Genomic DNA, 18,887 nt, shown 5'->3' on the forward strand with positions numbered 1-18,887 from the left:
AGGTCACGACCACCTGTCTGCTTGTTAGGTTAGGCTTCCCTAACTCAATCACGAGATGGGGGACCGATGTCTTCTGGTAAGTTCTCCGGTCCGGTGTGGTCACTCTTCCGGGCCGTGGTCGGATTCCTCTTCGCCTGTCATGGCGCGGCCACCGTGCTCGGCCTCTTCGGCGGGCACCGGGGCAGCGGCGAGGCCGTCGCGCTCGGCAGCTGGCCCAACTGGTGGGCTGGACTCATTCAGTTGGTCTGCGGCGTGCTGGTCCTGCTCGGACTGGCCACCCGCCCAGCCGCGATCCTGTGCTCCGGATCGATGGCGTACGCGTACTTCATCGCTCACCAACCGAACAATTTGCTGCCCATCAACAATGGCGGCGTGTCCGCAGCCCTTTACGCCTGGACCTTCCTGGCCATAGCCGCCCTCGGAGCCGGCCCGTGGTCGATCGACGCACGGCTGGGCCTGCGCCGGACCGCCGCAGCTGCGGCGGGGCCCGCGCAGGCCCAATGACCACACGTCTTGTCCAGCTGGAGGCGAGCCCGGCTCGGTGTCACAGTGTTCGGCGGGTGGAAGCCTCACCGGTCAGTGCCGCAGGGTCGGAGACAGTGTGAAACGTGCGACTGAAGAAGACGAGCGGCGGGTGGTCCCGTAGACAGTCAGCCGACAGGACATCCGCGACGATGATCGTGTGGTCGCCGGCCGGGTGCTCGGCCACACGCTGGCATTCGAGCTGCGCGAGGACGCCGGAGAGCACCGGAACGCCCGTACCGGAAGGCCGCCATGACAGGCCCGCCAAGCGGTCGGGGCCGGGCGCGGCGAGCACTCTGCCGACGTCTTCCTGGTCAGCTGCGAGGATGCCGATCCCGAATCGGGCCGTCCGGCGGATGTCCGGCCACGTCGTGGACCGCTCCCCCACGCAGAACCCGACCAGCGCCGGCCGCAGCGAGACGGAGAAGAACGAGCCGACCAGCAGCGCGCGTGGACCCCGGTCGGTGGCCGCGGTGACCCCGACCACGCCGGTCGGATAGGCGCGCATCAACTCGCGGAACCGGCCCGCCGACACCGTGGATCCCGACCGTTCAGCCATCGCCGTGCCGGGCGCAGTCGGTGCAGACTCCGAACAGCTCGAGCATGTAATTGACGTCGGTGAATCCGTGTTCGTCGGCGACCTGACCGATCCACTCCTGGGTGGGGGGTCCGGCCACCTCGACGGTACGGGCGCACAGCCGGCAGACCAGGTGATGGTGCTCGGTCTGGCTACACCGGCGGTACAGCTGTTCTCCGCCAGCGCCGTGCATCACGTCCACCTGGCCGGCGTTCGCGAACACCTGCAGGGTCCGGTAGACGGTCGTCAGGCCGACGGTCGAACCCTGTGCGCGCAGCTCGGCGTAGAGCTGCTGGGCGCTGCGGAACTCGGCGGTCGCGTCGAGCAGTTTGAGGATCTCGTTGCGCTGGCGGGTGGATCGGCCGGCCTCCGCAGGCGGCTGCTTCATGCCGCCACCCCCTTGTCCATAACGATTCCCATTATCATAATGGCAGTGAGGAGGGTGAGTGTCGATGTGGGGGCCGGTCACCCGTGCCACCGGTGACCGACCCCCACATCGCCCGGCTCTCGCGATCAGTCGCCGCCGTCCGGTCGCCGCCCTTCGACCCTCGCCGGTGCCCGCCCGGCGGAGCTGTCACGCCTATCTCGACCGGCGGGAACCGTCGCCAACGCCACCGCGGCTCCGACGGCCGCCGCCCCGGCGGCCGCCCAGGCGACCGTGGTCAGGCCATCGACGAACGCGAACCGAGCCAACGTCTCCACCTCGGGCGGCAGGTCGGTGAACCGGCCGGCAGCCGTCAGATCCCGTACCTCCGAGGCCGTCGGCCCCGCCACCCCCGCCGCCCGTACCGCCTCGTCGGACAGCCCGGCGCCGACCCGACCGGCGAGCACCGCACCGAAGACGGCGGCGCCGACCGCCGTGCCGAGTGGGAAGAACGCGTTCGCCGTACCGCTGGCCATCCCGGCCTGCTGCGGCGGCACCACCGACACCGAGATGCCCATCAGCGGCGCGAACAGCAGTCCCATGCCGGCACCGATCAGCACCAGACCCGGCAACGCGACCAGCCAGGTCGAGTCGGCACCGACCCGGGCGACGAGCAGGTAGCCCACGCAGATGCCGACGAAACCGGTGACGACGACCGCGCGGGTGCCGTACCGGTGCTGCAGCCGCGCCACCACGAGGCTGCCGGCCACGATCGCCGCCGACAACGCGGACAGTTGCAGCCCGGCCTGCAGTGGCGAGTAACCGAGCATGCCCTGCAACCACAGCACCAGGTACGGCATCGTGCCGAACCCGACCGCACGGGTCAGGAAGCTCAGCACGCTCACCCCGGTGAAGGCCCTGATCCGGAACAGCGGCAGCTGCAGCATCGGATCATCGACCCGCCGCTCGACCACGACGAACAGGACCAGGGTGAGCACCGTGACACCGGCGGCGACCAGCGTGACCGGTCGTGTCCAGCCCTCGTCGGCCCCGGAGATGACGGCGAGGTTGACCGCGCCGAGCAGCAGCACCCCGATGACGGCCCCGGCGAGATCGAGCCGACGGCCCGGCTGCCGGCCGGAAGCCGGCAGCCAGCGCAGCGCGCCGAACAGCACGAACGCGCCGGGCAGCAGGTTCACCAGGAAAATGGACCGCCAGCCGAGACTCGACACCAACACGCCGCCCACCAGTGGCGCGATCGCCGCGGAAACGGCGGCGGTCGCGCTGAACACTCCCATCGCGGCGTTACGCCGGTCCCCCGGATAGGCGGCCGCCAGCAACGGCAAAGCGGGAGCGAAGATGAGCGCACCGCCGATGCCCTGCACCGCCCGGCCGGCGATCAACACCCCCGGGTCCGGGGCGACACCGCACAGCAGCGAACCGACGGTGAACAGCACCACCCCGGTGACGAAGATCCGCCGCCGGCCGAGCCGGTCCGACACCGACCCGCCGACGAGCAGCAACGCGGCGAACAGCAACGGGTACGCGTTGACCGTCCACTGCAGTTGCGGCAGGGTGGCGGACAGATCGGCGGCGATCGCCGCGAGCGCCACGTTGACGATGGTGATGTCCATCGTGGTGATGGCGGCCGCGACGCTGACGGTGACCAGGGTACGGCGAGCGGCCGCATCCGACTCATGCCGTGGCAAGGACGACCACCTCCGGGGCTCCGGCGCCGGTGACGGCGGCGGCGGGCCGGCTGACCAATCCGGACTCCCGGGCGAGCTGGTCGCCGTCGAGGGTGTGCCAGTCGTAGCTGTCGCTCACCTCACGCACCAACCGTCCGGCGCGGTACACCCGCCAGGTGGTGGTGAACCGCATCAGGTCGCCGCCGGCCGGACTACCGGCGACCCACCATTCGTAGTCGTGCCGGCCGATCGAGTCACGGATCGACAGCGCTGGCGGGATCTCGCGGGGCCGCCGTACTCCCATCAGTTCGACCACCACCACACCGCCGGGGGCGAGTCGGCTCCGCAGCCGCCGCCACAGCCGTACCCGGGCGGGTTCGTCGAGGTGGCCGGCGACGCCGAACACCACGGCGGCGCAGATGGTCGCCGGCAGCGGCAGGTCCGGTGCCGCGGCGTCGACCACGGTGACCCGTTCGCGAAGGGTGTCGTCGGCCGCGACCCGGCTGGTCAGTACCGCCCGCATCGCGGTGGACGGCTCGATCGCCGTGATCCGCGCACTCGGCAGGGCCGTGGCGATGATCTCGGTGACCCGGCCGGTGCCGGCACCGATCTCGACGACCGGGCCGGCTGTCGGGTCGACACCGGCGAGTGCGGCGGCCAACGCCGGTCCGCTGCTGGCCGCCTGCCGGGCGGCGACCATCTCGTAGAACTCGGCCACCGGGGAGTAATAGTCACGCACCGGATCTCCTCCGATCGGACGGTTGGGCGTGAACGGTCGAAACAGGCGTACCGGTCACGGCATGCTGGGCCAGGCAGCAGGAGTACGGGTCAGCACCGGATCGAGCTTGCCGAGGATGGCGGAGACGACGGCGCGTCGCTGCGGCACCAGATAGAAGTGGTCACCGGGGAACGTGCGCACGTCGAGCCGGCCACGGGTCAGCCGACCCCAGCCGGCCGCCTGCCGGTCGTCGAGCTCCGGGTCGTCCTCGCCTCGTAGCACCATGATCGGGCAGTCCAGCGGCACCGCCGGTGCCGGCCGGTACGTCTCGATGAGCCGGTAGTCGTTGCGGACGTAGTCCAGCACCGCCCGGCGCAGCTCCGGATCAGCCAGCACCTCGTCGTCGGTGCCGCCGAGCCGGTTCAGTTCCGCGCAGAGACCGTCGTCGTCGCGGCGGTGCACCTCGCCACCGACCACGTCGCCCGGCGCGGGGCGGCCGGAGACGAACAGCCACTGTGGCTGGCCGACGCCGAGGCCACGTAGCCGCTGGACCGTCTCGTAGGCCACCGCCGTACCCATGCTGTGACCGAAGACCAGGTAGGGCCGGTCAGCGAGGCGCGCCACGGCGTCGGCGACCGGCGCGGTCAGCGCGCTCATGTCGTCGACGAGCGGATCGGCGAACCGGTCCTCCCGTCCCGGGTACTGCACGCAGACCAGCTCGACCGATGGTGGCAACAGCGCGTCCCAGGCACGAAAGCTACCGGCACCGCCGCCCGCGTGCGCGAAACAGACCAGCCGTACGGCGGCCGCCGGACGCCGCTGGTAGCAGCGCAGCCACGGGCCGAGTGTCGCGGTGTTCACCAGGTCACCTGCATCGCCTCGATGCCGAACGTCGCCGCGTCGTTCTTGTACTCGAGATCGTCGAACGCACCGGCCAGCCGCAGATCCGGGATCCGCCGGATCAGGGTGCCGATCGCGATCTCCAACTCCAGCCGGGCCAGGTTCTGGCCGATGCACTGGTGCACCCCGTAGCCGAAGGCGACGTGGTGCCGGTTGACCCGGTCGAGGTCCAGCCGCTGCGGGTCCGGGAACACCTCCGGGTCGTGGTCGGCGGCGGCGAGCAGGGCGATGATGCCGTCGCCTTCCCGGATCCGCGTTCCGTCGAGGTCGATGTCGGCGGCGGCGACGCGCAGCGGGATCGAATCGGCCACGGACAGGATGCGCAGCAGTTCCTCGACGGCCGCCGGCATCAGCTCGGGCTCGGCGCGGAGCCGGGCCAACTTCTCCGGGTGGCGCAGCAACAGCAGTGTGCCGAGCGCGATCATGCTGGTGGTGGTCTCCCGGCCGGCGACAATGGTGATGCCGATCGCGGAGAGCAGTTCGTGCCGGGTGACCACGCCGGCCCGCAGGTGGTTGACGACCAGCTTGGACAGCAGGTCGTCGCCGGGTGCCTGTTCCCGGGCGGTGATCAGCCCGTCCAGCATCCGGAACAGGCTGGCGAGGGCGGCACCGACCTCCTCGGCGCTGCTGGTGCGTCCACCGGAGATGCGGGTGACGTCGCGGAAGAACTCGATGTCGTCGGTGGGCGCGCCGAACAGGCCCAGAACGGTCGTCGTGGAGACCGCGTTGGCGAACGCGGTGACGAGATCCACCGGCGGACCACTGTCCAGCATGGCGTCGATGAGGTCGTCGACGGTGCGCTGGATCGCCGGCCGCATGTCCCGGATCCGCTTGACGGTGAACTCGGCTTGGAGCATGCGCCGGAAGCGGGTGTGTTCCGGCGGGTCGGTGCGGATGAACGGCCGCGACTTGGCACCGGCCTCCTGCTCGCCGATTCCCATCGCCGGGAAGTTCGGATGCCGGATGTCGGCGCTGACCCGGGGATCGGCCAGCAGCGCCCGGACGTCGGCGTAGCGGGTGACGATCCAGGGCTGTTTGCCGGTGGGCAGCGTCACCCGTGACACGGGTTCGGCGGCGCGTAGTTCGGCGTAGCGCTCCGGTGGGGCGAAGGGGCACTCCCTCGGCACCGGGAACGCCGGCGGCGTCTGCGTTCCGGGCGTCTGCGTTCCGGTGGGAAGTGTCTCGGTCATCGGGGCGTTCCTTCCTGGTCGGTCGTGGTCCGGGGCGTCGGCACGAGTACGCCGATCGGCGGCCCACCGGTGCCGGCCTGCGCAATGTCGTGCAGCGGCATTCCGGACTCGGCGGCGATGCCGGCAAGAGTGAGGGTGTACCAGTGGTAGTGGTCGGCGACCTCGCGTACCGGCGTACCGTCCTCGGCCGACACCCGCCACGTCGTGTGCAACCGCATCCGGTCCGGGCCGTCGGGTTCACCGGAGAACCACCATTCGTAGCGCTGCCCGCCGACGTCGACGCGGGACAGCCGGGTGGGGTCGAGTACGAGCGGCCGGTCGATGGCCATCAGTTCGACGACGATCCGGCCGCCGGGGGTCAACCGTTCGGCGAGGCGCCGCCAGAGGCGTACCCGGTCGGGCTGGTCGAGATGCCCGGCCACCCCGCAGACGACGGCGCCGCTGATGGTGTCGGGCAGGTCGATGTCCGGGGCGGGTTCGGCGCAGACGGTGACCCGGCGACGCAGGTCGGGGTCCCGGTAGATCCGGCTGGTCAGCACGGCGCGCATGCCGATGGCCGGTTCGTGGGCGACGATCTCCAGGTCCGGAAAGGCCCGGGCGAGGGCGACGGTGACCAGGCCGGTCCCGGCACCGATCTCGACGACCGGGCCGGCGGCGGCGTCGATGCCGGTCAGCGCCGCGACGACGGCGGGAGCGCTGCCGGTCGCGACGTGCGCGGCGGCGGCGAGATCGAAGAACTCGGCGGTCGGCGAGTACGGCTCGACCGCGTCGACGACCACGTCGATCCCGGCGGCCCCGACGCCATCGCCACCGTCGGTGGGCTCGGCGAGCTTCCCGGTGGGCTCCGCGATCCCGTTGGTGGACTCCGCGATCCCGTTGGTGGGCTCCGCGATCCCGTTGGTGGGCTCGACGAGATCGGCGAGGGTGACGCGCGACGGTGACGCCGGTCGTACCACGTCCGGCGGGCCGAGCCGGGCCGCCAGTTGCGACCAGATCCGGCAGGCGGTGATGTCGTACTGGGCCGCCCGCAGCGGATCGCCATTACGACGCACGGCGTCCGCGAATCCCCGTAGCGCGCGCCGTACCGCCTGCGGCCAGAGCCGGTCGAAGATGTCACGCTGGGTGCCGGCGGCGGTGCCCGGCAGCGGCACGCTGCCCGGCTGGTCGAGCTGCCCGCCGGTGAAGACCAGCCGACCGTCGGCGTCCCGGTCGGCGTGCAGCGTCGGTGTCCACAGCACCGGTCCGTGGGTGTCGGCCAGGGTCAGCGCACCGGCCCGCGTGCCGAGGATGATCCGGTGCCAGAACAGGGCGTGGTTGTCCCGGTCGGCCGGGTCGAGCTCGTGGTGCACCCGCAAGGTCAGCGGCACACCGCCGACCTCACCGGTGACCGACCGCAAAGGTCCACTGGCGACCGCCTCGTCCACGCGCCAGGGACGCAGGCCGCCGAGTGCGGCACCCAGCACGTCCACGAACGGATGCAGTACGTGCACCGGGCTCGCGGCGTCGACGAACACCAGCTTCTCGCGGGCGCGGAGCCGGGCCGCGGCCGCGAGGAACCGACGGACCGGTTCGACGTGCCGGTAGTGGGCGTTGACCCGGTACTGCACGCCATGGCGGCGCGCGATCCGCAGGCAGTCGACGAGTTCGTCGTGGTGCACCGGGTGCTCCTGCAGCACGTGCACGCCCCGGGCCAGCAACGCCCGGGCGAGGTCGGTGCCCGCTCCGCCGGAGATGGTGGAGCCGACCACGACGCAGGCGATGTCGACCTTGTCGGCGTCTACCGTGTCCAGGCTGTCGTGGTGGGGCACCCCGTACTCGTCGGCCAGTGCCCGGGACGCGGTCCCGCCCCGGCTGAGCACACCGGCGAGAACCAGGTCGGGTGCGAGGTCGGCGACCGCGCGCAGGTAGAACCGGCCGAAGTTGGTGCCGCAGACCAGCACCCGCAGCGGCGTGCTCACAGCGTGCCCTCCTCGGTGTCGTCGGCGGTGTCGCCGTCGACCAGCCGCACCGCGAGCGACTCCCCCGACGCGCGCAACGCGGTGACCGTGGCCGCCGGATCCAGCACGTCGGCGGCGAAGTGCACCCCGGGTGCGACGTCGCCGCCGAACACCGCCACGGCGGCCAACGCACCGACCAGCCCGGTGAGGCGGTAACTGCTGTCGACCCGCAGCACCGCGGTCCGTTCGACGGGGACGCCGCCGCGCGTACCACCCATCGTGAAGACCATCTGGTAGTAAGGGCTGCGACCGGCGAGGTCCAGATCGGCGGCGCGGATCATCCGCCGGCCGAGCGCCGCCTCGTCGGCCCCGACGCTGGCGGCGGCCGGCAGGGCGGCCAGCAACGTCCGCACCTGCGGTCCCGGGTAGACGTTGAGCCAGTCGACGTCGCGCAGCCGCAGCGTACGGGCCAGTCGACGGGTCTCGGCGCTGAGGAACGGTTGCACCGCGACGGACCCGGCGAACTGCGGCACGGTCGCGTCCTCGGCCGGACGCAGCGCCCGGGACCGTACCGCCCCGCCCCGCCAGGCGGCGTTGGCCTCGCCGTACGCCGCTCCGGCCGCGCCACCGGAGCGCAGCGACAGCATCATGTCGACGGCGACCACCGGGGAGCAGTGCTCGACGCCACCCACCCAGGCGGTCAGCGTGTGAACGTCATCGAACTCGGTGGCGGCGAGCCAGCGCGGCAGCAGGCTGGACAGGCCGGGCAGGGTGCCTGCGGACAGCACCACCGTACGGCCGCTGTCGGGGACACCGGCACCGGTCAGTGCCTCGTGGACCGGGTCGTCACCGGCCACGTCGACACAGTGCGCGCCGGCGGCCAGCGCCGCCGCCGCGACCGTCTCCTTCAGCTCGTACGTCGGCCCGGCACAGTTGACCACCAGCGAGGTGCCGGCGCAGAAACCGGCCAGGGCGGCCGGATCCCGCACGTCGACCTGGACCGTCTCGACGGCGGCGCCGGGCAGACCGGCGGCGACGCGCCGCAGTGGATCGCCGCTGCGGGCGCCGAGGCGCAGCGGCCCGACGCCGAGGCGGTGCAGGTGCGCGACGGCACCCTGACCGACCGAACCGGAGGCGCCGAGTACGCCGATCATCGGGTCACCGCCCCGTCGGTGATCTCGCTGAGCAGTTTGACGACGCCCGGGGCGTGCGCCACGTCGATGCAGCTGAAGTGGTCGCCGGGTACGTCGACGATGCGCAGGTCGCCCAGGCACAGCTCGGCCCAGTGCTGGGTGACCGCGTCCCGGCTGCCCGGGAACGGATAGGCACCGCTGTGCCGCAGGAAGGTGATGTCGCCGGCGTACGGCTCCGGTTCGTAGCGGGTGATGGCGAACACGCTCTGCCGGAAGGTGCGGAACAGCCGCATCATGTGGTCCGGCTCGTACATGCCGGCCGAGGCGGGAACCGCCTCGCACATCCGGGCGACCCGCTGCTCGCGGGGCAGGGCGGCGAGCGCCCGGAAGGCGGCGGCGACGTCGGCGTGCTCGCCGGTCAGTTCGACGAAGCCGCCGTCACGCAGCACACCGGGGCTGCCGGCCAGGACCGCGTCGGCGGCGCGGGCCACCGCGAGTTCGTCGGCGGGGAACCCGATGTCGGCCGGCGCGATACCCATCATCACCGCGAACGAGTACTCCGACAGCAGTTCGTCGTCGAGCCGGAACCGGGGGCTGTGGCTGCTGATCGCGGTCAGGGTCGCGACGTTGGCTCCGTTCTCGCTGAGGCCCCGGGCGATCTCGGTGGCGATCAGCCCACCGAGGCAGTAGCCGACGACGTGCAACTCGCGGGCGCCGAGTTCACCGATCGCGGTCGCGTAGTCGGCGGCGATCCGGTCGATCAGGCCGGCCGGGTCGGCGTCCAGGTAGGTCGGCAGGTGCGGCACCTCGATACCGACGACCGAGCTGGTGCCGGCGGAGCGGCGGCGGATCTCGGTGATGATCGCCCGGTACGGCATGATCGTGCCGGTGCCGGCGTGCACCAGTACGGTGAGCGGATCGGTGCCGGAGCCGTGCAGCCGGACCACCGGTGAGGTGCGGACCGGACCGTCGCCCGGTGCCGACGTCTGCGGTGTGGTGACCGTACGCAGGTAGGCCGCGAGTGCGGCGACGGTCGGTTGGCGCAGCATGTGCCGCAGCACCACCTCCCACTCGAGGGCGACGACGTCGGGGACGCGTTCCCGCAGCAGGCCGACGAGGCGGGCGACGAGCAGCGAGTCGCCGCCGAGGGCGAAGAAGTCGTCGTGGCGGCCGACGTACTCGCGGTCGAGCAGTTCCGCCCAGATGGCGGCGAGCTGGCGTTCCAGCGCGTCCACCGGATCGGCGGCCACCGCCGCGGTCTGCTGGCCCTGGTCGGTGCCGGGCAGCCAGGTCCGCAGCCGGTTGCGGTCGACCTTTCCGTTGCTGGTACGCGGCAGCACGTCGACCAGCTGCCACACTGTCGGCACCATGTAGTCGGGCAGCCGGGCGCTGGTGTGCCGGACAAGGTCGGCGGTGGTCACCGGCGTACGGTCGGTCTTGACCCGGGCCAGGAACAGCTGCTGGCCGGTGGGGTGCAGCGGCTCGCCGGCCGCCGGCAATTGGGTGACGAGCTCGGCTCCGGCCGTGCCGAGCAGCTCGCGCCACTGTGGCTCGGTGAGGAAGGACTGACCGGCGGCGGCGCGCACGTCGGTGAACGGGCCGGCGGTGGCCTCCAGGAACTCCATGGACACCAGCAGCGCCGGGTCGTCGTCGCGGGTCTGTTCCATGATCACCAGCCAGCCGCCGGGGGCGAGCAGGCCGGAGAGCCGCTCGACGGCGGCGGCCGCGTCCGGTGCGGTGTGCAGGTGGTTCGCGGCGACGACCACGTCGACGCTGTTCGGGGTCAGCCCTTGGGAGCGGGGGTCGTCGCGCAGGTCGAAGCGGGCGTAGCGGATCCACGGGTGGTGGGCGAACTGGTCCCGGGCTTCGTTGAGGAAGAACGTCGACGGGTCGGTGAACAGGTAGTCGGGGCGGTACTCGGCCAGGACGGGAGCGAGCAGACTGGTGGTGCCGGCGACACCGCCGCCGACCTCCAGCACCCGCAGCGCTCCGTCGCCGTCGTGCCGCTCGGCGATGTGCCGCAGCGCCGCGACGACCGCCTGGTGCAGGTGGGCGACGGCGAGGTTGTCGCGGTAGGCGGCGGCCATCGCGTCGGCGCGGGCACCGGGGAACAGCAACGCGCGGATGTCGGTGCTGCCGGCGATCAGCGCCGGCAGGTGGTCGGTGCAGGTGCGGACCGCGTCGATCAGGTCGGTGCTGTAGTCGAGCCGACGATCGGCCTCGGCGAGTCGCCGCCAAGCGCCGTCGAGGTCGTCGGGCGCCGGTACGGCGAGATCGCCGTACCGGGCGGCATCGGTGACGCGGAGCCGCTCGGCGCGGGTCAACGCGGCGAGCCACCGGCGCACGATCGGTGCGGTCACCGTGGTGGCGTGCAACGCCTGGCAGATCTCGTCGGCGCTGTGCCAGGTGTCACCGATGGCGACGTCGGCACCGGCGAGGGTGGCGGCCATCGCCGTCAGCGCGACGTCGGCCAACGCGGCCTGGAAGTCGGCGAGGGCCTGCGGATCGACCCCGGTCTGCGCGGCCCGCGACGCCGCCGCGGCGGCGGCACCAGCCCCGGCGGCGGTGCCGGTGGCAGGGGTGCCGGTGGCGGGGGTGCCGGTGGCGGCGTCGGGCGTGGTGAGGGCGGGTTCGACGAACGCGGCGAGCCGCTTGCCGCCGGGGTGGGCGGCGTCGACCAGCACGGCGGCACCGGCGACACCCGGGTGGGCTTGCACAGCGGTCTCGACCTCGGCGAGCTCGATCCGGTAGCCCCGGATCTTGACCTGGTCGTCCTCCCGGCCGAGGAACTCGATGGTCCCGTCGGGCCAGTAGCGGCCCAGGTCGCCGGTGCGGTAGAGCCGTTCACCGGTCCTCGGATGCCGCAGGAACCGTTCGGCGGTGCGCTGCGGGTCGTGGTAGTAGCCCAAGGCCACGCCGGCACCGCCGATGTAGAGCTCGCCGGCGATCCAGTCGGGACGATCCCGCAACCGGGCGTCGAGCACGTGGAACGTCTGGTTGGTCAGCGGCACCCCGTACGGGATGCTGGGCCGGTCGTGGTCGACGACGTCGATGGGATGCCAGATCGACCAGATCGCACCCTCGGTGGCGCCGCCGAGGCTGACCACCCGCAGCTGCGGCAGCAACTCCCGGACCGCGTCCGGCAGGCCGACCGGGATCCAGTCGCCGGAGAGCATGGCCAGCCGCAGCGCCGCCGGCCGCAGGTCCGGCACCGCTCGCAGGTAGTCGTGCAGCATCTGCAACTGGCCGGGTACCGAGTTCCAGATCGTGACGGCGTGGCGGTCGGCGAGGTCTGCCCAGTGTGACGGGTCGCCACGACGGTCCGCTCCGGGCAGCACCAACCGGCCGCCGACGGCGAGCGGGCCGAAGACGTCGTAGACCGACAGGTCGAAGCCGAGACTGGCCAGGCCGAGTACGGAGTCGTCCGGACCGACGGCGAACCTGCGGTTGATGTCGTCGATCGTGTTGCGCGCCGACCGGTGGCTGATCATGACGCCCTTGGGTGTTCCGGTGGACCCGGAGGTGTAGATGACGTACGCCAGGTCGTCGGGTCCGGGACGGGCGAGGGCCGGGGGCCGGTCTCCGGCTGTCGGTTCGGTCTGCGCCGACGGCCCGCCGCGGGCCACCGTGTCGACGGCCACCGCGTCGACGGCCACCGCGTCGGCGGCCACCGCGTCGGCGGCCACCGCGTCGGCGGCCACCGCGTCGGCGGCCATGGTGTCCACCGCGACGGCGGTCACCGTCTCGGGCAGGGCCGCAGCGTCGATCAGCCAGGACTGGGTCAGTACGGTACGCACCTGCGCGTCGGTGAGGATGGCATTGCGCCGGGCGGCCGGTTGGGTGACGTCGACCGGCAGGTACGCCCCGCCGGCGAGCAGGGTGCCGAGGACCCCGACGATCTGCTCCCAGCCCTTGTCCATCAGCACCGCGACCGGTTCGGTGGGACGCAGCCCGGCGACGGCGAGCAGATCGGCGACGGCGGTCGCGCGGTCGAGCAGGTCGCGGTAGGTCAGCTCGTGTCCGTCGGCGACGACCGCCACCCGGTCGGGGGTGCGGTGTGCCTGGGCGACGACGTCGTCGTGCAGCAGGCCGTCGGGGAGCGGGCCGTCGGTGGCGTTGACCTGCCGGCGGCGCTCGCGCTGCGCGGCGGGCAGCGCGACCGGGGACGGATCCCGCCACGGGTCGTCATCGGCGGCGAGGCGCTCGACGAGATCGGCCCACGCCCCGAAGGCGTCGTCGGCCAGGTCGGCCGGCAGTACGTTGTCGCGCACGTCCCAGGACAGAGCCAGTCCGTCGCCGCGCGGCATGACCTGGCAGTCGATCCAGACCTGCGGGGTCTGGCTGATCGCGTAGCCGACCTGGCCCTGGGCCGGCGACGGCGCGGGTGTGTCGAGGGTGCTGGTGAACACGACAGGGAGCAGCTGCCGGGTGCCGGTGCGTCGGCTCAGTTCGGCGAGGACCTCGCTGCCGGTGAACAGGCCGTGCGACAGGTCCTCCAGGAGTTGGCCGGCGACCGCCGTGGCGCGCTCAGCGAACGGAAGTGGCGCGGTGAGGTCGACGGCGAGTGGTTCGACGACGGTGAAGTCGCCGACCAACGACTCGACGGCGGGATGCAGCGGCAGTCGCTGGAAGGTCGGGATGTTGAGCGTGAACCTCGGGTTGCGACTCCACCTGCCGATGACCTCGGCGTAGGCGGTGAGCAGCACGGTCGAGACGCTCACCTGGTGGCGGGCCGCGCGCTCACGCAGTGCGGTCCACGCCGCGCCCCGCAGCTGGTGTTCCCGCCGACGGAACCGGACCGGCCCGGTGCCGCTGGCGTCGCCGGCGGGTAGTTCGGGGGCTCCGGGCAGGTCGTCAAGGCGGCGCAGCCAGTATTCCCGGTCGCGGCGGTACGCCGGGGTGTCGGTGATCCGACGGCGGCCGATCAGATAGTCACGGTAGGTGACGTCGATGGGGTCGAGAGTGGCCTGCGGGTCGGTGTAGAGCTGGTCGAACTCGGTGACGAGTCGCTGCACGCTGGCGTAGTCCACGATGAGCAGGTCGAGGGAGAGGTGCAGGACCGCCCGGTCGTCGGTGCGGGTCACGTGCAGGGCGAACAGCGGCCAGCGGTCGGTCGGGGCGACCCGGTGCGACAGCCTGTCGCGCAGCTGCCGCAGGTGGTCGTCGATCTCGGTTGCCGGGTGTCCACGCAGGTCGGTGACGCCGATCGGACAGGCCGGTGGCTGGGCGAGGACGACCTGGTAACCGTCGCTGTGCACCACGGCGCGCAGCATGTCGTGCCGGGCGACGAGCCGGTCCCAGGTGTGCTGCACCCGGTGCGGGTCCAGGTCGGGGTAGTCGTACTCGACGTAGGCGTGGCAGGCGACGCCGCCGTACTCGTAGTGGGTGCCCCGGCCGACCAGGTAGGCGGCCTGCAGATCGGACAGCGGGAAGGGTTCGTGTCGGCCGGCCGGGTCGGCGGTGACCCGGGCGGGTGCGGTCTGCCGCAGGTGTGCGCGGATGGCCTCGCGGTGCCGGCGTACGGCGGCCCGCCGCTCCTCGGTGAAGGCGCCCTTGCGCGCGCGGAACCGTAGCTCGTCGCCTTCGAGCCACAGGGTCACGCCGTCGGCGTCCAGCTCGGTGATCAGTTCGTCGACATCCATCGGGCTCCGCCTCGTTGTCACAGTCTGTTCGGGTCACTCCACCCAGCGACTTGTTGAAAATGACATTCAACTGCGATAGACGTATCTAAGCACAGTCTTGATCGACGAACCAGAAGGGACCCGGCATGAACCCCGACCGCGAGGACAGACCCGTAGGTCCCGGCATGACCGTCGACCCGGGCTGGGTGGCTTGGCCGGAGTCCGACGCACGGCGGTACCGGGCCGCCGGCTTCTGGACCGGTGAGACCTTCGGCGACCTGCTCCGGCGCTGGGCACAACAGCACGGTGGACGGACCGCCCTGGTCGACGGGACTCGACGATGGACGTACCGGCAGCTGGACGAGGCGGCGGACCGGATCAGCGCCGGGCTGCACCGGATCGGGCTGCGCCGTGGCGACCGGGTCGTCCTGCAGCTGCCGAACCGGGCCGAGTTCGTCGAGATCTGGTTCGGTCTGCAGCGGCTCGGCGCGGTCCCCGTACACGCCATGCCCGGACACCGTCGCGCGGAGATCGCCCACCTGGCGGCGCTGTCGGGCGCGGCCGGCTACGTCGTCGCAGACCGGCACGCCCGGTTCGACTACCGCACCCTGGCCGCCGAGGTGTACGCCGAACGCCGCACCGCCGACGAGCCGTTGCGCCACGTCGTGGTGCTCGGCGACCCGGCGGAGTCCGGCTTCACCAGCTACGCCGACCTGCTCGACGGCCCGGCCGAGCAGACCGCGACCGCCGACGACCCTCGGCCGACCGCCGACGGCCCTGCGCCGACCGCCGCCGACCTGGCGCTGCTGCTGCTCTCCGGCGGCACCACCGGGCTGCCCAAACTCATCCCCCGCAGCCACGACGACTACGCCTACAACGCCCGCAACGGCGCCGAGATCTGCCGGCTCGGACCGGACGACGTCTACCTGGCCGTGCTGCCGATCGGCTTCAACTTCACCTTCGCCTGCCCCGGCGTGCTGGGCACCCTGATGGCCGGCGGCACCGTCGTCGTCGCCCCCAACCCGAGCCCGGCCACCGCCTTCCGACTGATCGAACAGGAACGGGTCACCTGCACCGCGCTCAACCCACCGCTGGTGCCGTACTGGTTCGCCGAGTACGCCGACAGCCGACCCGACCTGTCCAGCCTGCGGTTCGTACAGGTCGGCAGCGCCCGGCTGGCCGACGAGCTGGCGCGACGGTTCACCCCCACCCTCGGGGTGCCGCTGCAGCAGGTGTACGGCATGGCCGAAGGCCTGATCAACTACACCCGACTCGACGACCCCGACGACCTGGTCTGCACCACGCAGGGCCGCCCCGGCTCCCCCGCCGACGAGATCCGCGTGGTCGACCCCGCCGACGGGCGACCGGTACCGGCCGGCGAGCCCGGTGAGCTGCACACCCGTGGGCCGTACACGCTGCGCGGCTACTACCGCGCCGACGCCACGGCAGCCGCCTCCTTCACACCAGACGGCTTCTACCGCACCGGTGACCTGGTCCGGGAATTCCCGACCGGGCACCTCACCGTGGTTGGCCGGGTCAAGGACCAAATCAACCGGGGCGGCGAGAAGATCGCCGCGACCGAAGTGGAGGGTCATCTGCTCGCCCACCCGGCCGTCCGGCAGGCCGCGCTCGTCGGCGTACCGGACGAGCAGTGGGGTGAGGCACCGGCGGCCGTCCTGGTCTGCGCCGGGCCGCCGCCGACGGCCGCCGAGGTGGTGGCGTTCCTGCGCGGACGCGGGCTGGCCGCGTACAAGCTGCCGGACCGCGTCGAGTACGTCGACGCGATGCCACTGACCGCCGTCGGCAAGATCGACAAGAAGGTGCTCGCGCGGCGCCTGGCGGCGACCACGGTCACCACCGGTCCGGATGCATGAACGCCACCGGCACCTGCGGCGGCGTCCCGCGGACCAGATCGGCCACCACCTCACCGACACCGGTGGCGTGTTTGAACCCGTGCCCGCTGTCGCCCCCGGCGACGATCAGCCGGGTGTCGCCGCCCGGGCTGCCGAGCACGAACTGCCGGTCCGGAGTCATCGGATACATGCAGACCGCGGCACGCGACGGCACCGGATCCAGACCGGGCAGCGCGACGTCGAGCCGGCGCACCAGCGGCGCCCAGTCGTCGGCGGCGACGCGGCGGTCGTCGCCGTCCGGACGCATCTCGCGCAGTAGCCCGCCGTGGTCCTCCAAGCCGAGTTTCAGCTCGCCGCCGGAGTGCGCCCCGTGCCCCCACACGCAGGTGCCGTCATCCAGTTCGCGGATGAACACCGGCACGTCGGCCAGCCCGTACCGGTCGACGTCGGCCAGGGTGGCCGGCCGGAACCAGGTGATCGGCACCCGCAACACCCGCAGTGGGATCCCGGGCAGCAGGGTCGGCAGCCACGCCCCGGCGGCGACCACGACCTGCCGGGACCGGACGGCACCGCCGGCGGTGTGCACCAGCACACCGCCGGCGACCAGCTCGATCCGGGTCACCCGGAGGTTGGTCAGCACCCGCGCGCCCCGCCCGACCGCGACCCGGACCGCCGCCCGGACCGCCGCCTCCGCGGCGATCAGCCCGGCGGCCGGCTCCCACACCGCCGCGTGGTGGTCGCCGATCCCGGCGTGCCGGGGCAGTCGCTCACGCAGCTCAGCGGCGTTCCAGACCTCGACATCGAGTTCGTGGCGCCGGGCGGCGGCGATGGTGCCGGCGACCACCTGCCCGGTACGGGGCCCGATCAGCGCGCCGCCGGTCGGCTCGAACAGGGCCTCCCCGGCCGCCGACGCCAGCTCCTGCCAGAGCTGGCCGGACCGGCGGGCCAGGGGCACCAGGTCCGGGTGTTCCAGGCAGGCGGTACGGAACATCCTGGTCCCGCCGTGCGACGAACCGAAGCCGTGGCCCGGGGTGAACTGGTCGACGCCGATCGCGTCAACGCCGGTCGCAGCCAGTCGCCACAGCGCGGCGGCGCCGAACACCCCGAGCCCGACGACGACGACCTCAGCGTCCGGCGAGCGCACGGCTGGCCTCGCCGGAACCGTCCGGGGCCGGTTCGGCGCGGGAACCGTCCAGCGCCACCTGTTCGGCGCGGGAACCGTCCGGCGCCACCTGTTCGGTGTCGGCGAAGTGCGGCGCCACCTGTTCGGCGAACAACCGCAGCGCCCGCTGCGCGTCCGCCTTCGCGGTCGCTCCCGGGTTGACCTGCAGACACACGGTCACGTCGGTGCCGAACCATTCGGCGATCGTGGCCAGCTGGTCGCGCACCTGGGCGGGGGTGCCGGCGAGGACCTTGTTGTCGGCGTACGAACGGTCGAAGTCGTACTGCCGCACCTTGTCGATGAGCTGCTCGTACCCGGGATAGTCGGCGCTGCGCACCGTCGACCAGGAGGCGATCGCGGTGGTCATCTTGTCGATGTAGTTGAGCTCGAAGCGGCGGGCGGCGGCCAGCGCGGCAGCGCCGTCCTCCGCGAGGTAGCAGGTGTACTTGACCTGCACCCGTCCCGGGCCGGGGTGGCCGGCGGTGGCCCGCGCCTGGCGGTAGGCGGCGAGCATCTCCTGCAAACCGCCAAGGCTGGTCACCGTCGGTACGACCTGCAGGTGGTATCCGGCGCGGCCGGCCTCGGCGCAGGACGCGGGACTGGTGGTGGAGGCCACGAAGATCGGCGGGTGCGGCCGCTGGTACGGCCGGGGCAGCATCGTCACCGGGCCGAAGGTGACCCAGTCACCGGACCAGGACACGTCGGTTTCCGTCCACAGTCGGCGGCAAATCTCGATCCCTTCGGCGAACCGGGCGCGGCTGGCGCTCATCGGCACCTCGAAGGCGGCGAACTCCTCCGGCAGGAACGCCCGGCCGAAGCCGACATCGAGCCGACCGTGGGACAGGTTGTCCAGCATGGCCAGTTTGCCGGCGAGCTTGATCGGATGGGTGAAGGCGGGCACCACGGCACCGGTGGTCACCCTGATCCGCCGGGTCCGGGCGGCGACCGCCGCCAGGAACGTCACCGGGTCCGGGCTGTAGCCGCCGTAGGCGGAGAAGTAGTGCTCCACCACCTGGACGTGCTCGTACCCGAGTTCGTCGGCGAGTTCCGCCAGCGCCAGGCTCTCGTCGTACCAGTCGACCGCGCTTTTCTCATCCGGCGACAGGACCGGGAAAAAACCCACACCGAATTGCATATGTGCCCTCCGTGGCGAATAGCCGGTAGCGCGTACAAGTGAAGGCCATCAGCACATCGGATGTCAACAAGGAGGGGCAGAAAGAGT

The 18,887-nt window shown here is 72.2% G+C and carries 13 protein-coding genes; 2 read left to right on the forward strand and 11 right to left on the reverse strand.

Annotated elements, in window-relative coordinates; translation table 11 throughout:
* The first annotated feature begins 66 nt into the window (after window positions 1-66).
* The gene (locus O7632_RS00535; protein WP_278110433.1) at window positions 67-504 is read left to right on the forward strand and encodes a DoxX family protein; all 438 of its coding nucleotides are present in this window, start codon (window positions 67-69) and stop codon (window positions 502-504) included.
* Window positions 505-544: 40 nt separating this feature from the next.
* Here the strand turns inward: O7632_RS00535 and O7632_RS00540 are convergent, their stop codons facing one another.
* From O7632_RS00540 to O7632_RS00580, 9 genes are all read right to left on the reverse strand, one after another.
* Window positions 545-1,081: a flavin reductase family protein gene (locus O7632_RS00540; protein WP_278110435.1), complete on the reverse strand. Its 537-nt coding sequence runs from the start codon at window positions 1,079-1,081 to the stop codon at window positions 545-547.
* Window positions 1,074-1,487, reverse strand: a complete 414-nt coding sequence (locus O7632_RS00545; RefSeq protein ID WP_278110436.1) for a transcriptional repressor — start codon at window positions 1,485-1,487, stop codon at window positions 1,074-1,076. Before O7632_RS00545 ends, O7632_RS00540 begins: the two co-directional genes overlap by 8 nt.
* A 125-nt stretch (window positions 1,488-1,612) precedes the next feature.
* A complete protein-coding gene (locus O7632_RS00550) occupies window positions 1,613-3,172 on the reverse strand; it encodes an MFS transporter (protein WP_278110438.1) in 1,560 nt (519 codons plus the stop codon).
* Window positions 3,159-3,890, reverse strand: coding sequence for a class I SAM-dependent methyltransferase (locus tag O7632_RS00555; RefSeq protein WP_278110439.1), 732 nt, complete (start codon window positions 3,888-3,890; stop codon window positions 3,159-3,161). The genes O7632_RS00550 and O7632_RS00555 overlap by 14 nt, the downstream gene beginning before the upstream one ends.
* Window positions 3,891-3,944: 54 nt before the next feature.
* A complete protein-coding gene (locus O7632_RS00560) occupies window positions 3,945-4,730 on the reverse strand; it encodes an alpha/beta fold hydrolase (protein ID WP_278110440.1) in 786 nt (261 codons plus the stop codon).
* Window positions 4,727-5,959 (reverse strand): cytochrome P450, encoded by a 1,233-nt coding sequence (locus O7632_RS00565; RefSeq protein ID WP_278110442.1) that lies wholly within the window; start codon window positions 5,957-5,959, stop codon window positions 4,727-4,729. Before O7632_RS00565 ends, O7632_RS00560 begins: the two co-directional genes overlap by 4 nt.
* Complete coding sequence (locus tag O7632_RS00570; protein WP_278110444.1) at window positions 5,956-7,917, reverse strand: Gfo/Idh/MocA family oxidoreductase; 1,962 nt, start codon at window positions 7,915-7,917, stop codon at window positions 5,956-5,958. Before O7632_RS00570 ends, O7632_RS00565 begins: the two co-directional genes overlap by 4 nt.
* Window positions 7,914-9,050 carry a saccharopine dehydrogenase NADP-binding domain-containing protein gene (locus O7632_RS00575; RefSeq protein ID WP_278110446.1) on the reverse strand — a complete coding sequence of 379 codons (1,137 nt, stop codon included), beginning with the start codon at window positions 9,048-9,050 and terminating at the stop codon, window positions 7,914-7,916. Before O7632_RS00575 ends, O7632_RS00570 begins: the two co-directional genes overlap by 4 nt.
* A complete protein-coding gene (locus O7632_RS00580) occupies window positions 9,047-14,671 on the reverse strand; it encodes a non-ribosomal peptide synthetase (protein ID WP_278110448.1) in 5,625 nt (1,874 codons plus the stop codon). Before O7632_RS00580 ends, O7632_RS00575 begins: the two co-directional genes overlap by 4 nt.
* A 164-nt stretch (window positions 14,672-14,835) precedes the next feature.
* On the opposite strand from O7632_RS00580, the gene O7632_RS00585 reads away from it, so the two are divergent.
* Window positions 14,836-16,524, forward strand: a complete 1,689-nt coding sequence (locus tag O7632_RS00585; protein WP_278110449.1) for an AMP-binding protein — start codon at window positions 14,836-14,838, stop codon at window positions 16,522-16,524.
* Here O7632_RS00585 and solA read toward each other — a convergent pair.
* Both solA and O7632_RS00595 read right to left on the reverse strand, forming a co-directional pair.
* Window positions 16,502-17,647: an N-methyl-L-tryptophan oxidase gene (gene solA / locus O7632_RS00590; protein ID WP_278110451.1), complete on the reverse strand. Its 1,146-nt coding sequence runs from the start codon at window positions 17,645-17,647 to the stop codon at window positions 16,502-16,504. The genes O7632_RS00585 and solA overlap by 23 nt on opposite strands.
* Window positions 17,628-18,788 (reverse strand): LLM class flavin-dependent oxidoreductase, encoded by a 1,161-nt coding sequence (locus O7632_RS00595; RefSeq protein ID WP_278110453.1) that lies wholly within the window; start codon window positions 18,786-18,788, stop codon window positions 17,628-17,630. Before O7632_RS00595 ends, solA begins: the two co-directional genes overlap by 20 nt.
* Window positions 18,789-18,887: the final 99 nt, after the last annotated feature.

It is taken from the genome of Solwaraspora sp. WMMD406, from assembly GCF_029626025.1.
Lineage (GTDB): Bacteria > Actinomycetota > Actinomycetes > Mycobacteriales > Micromonosporaceae > Micromonospora_E.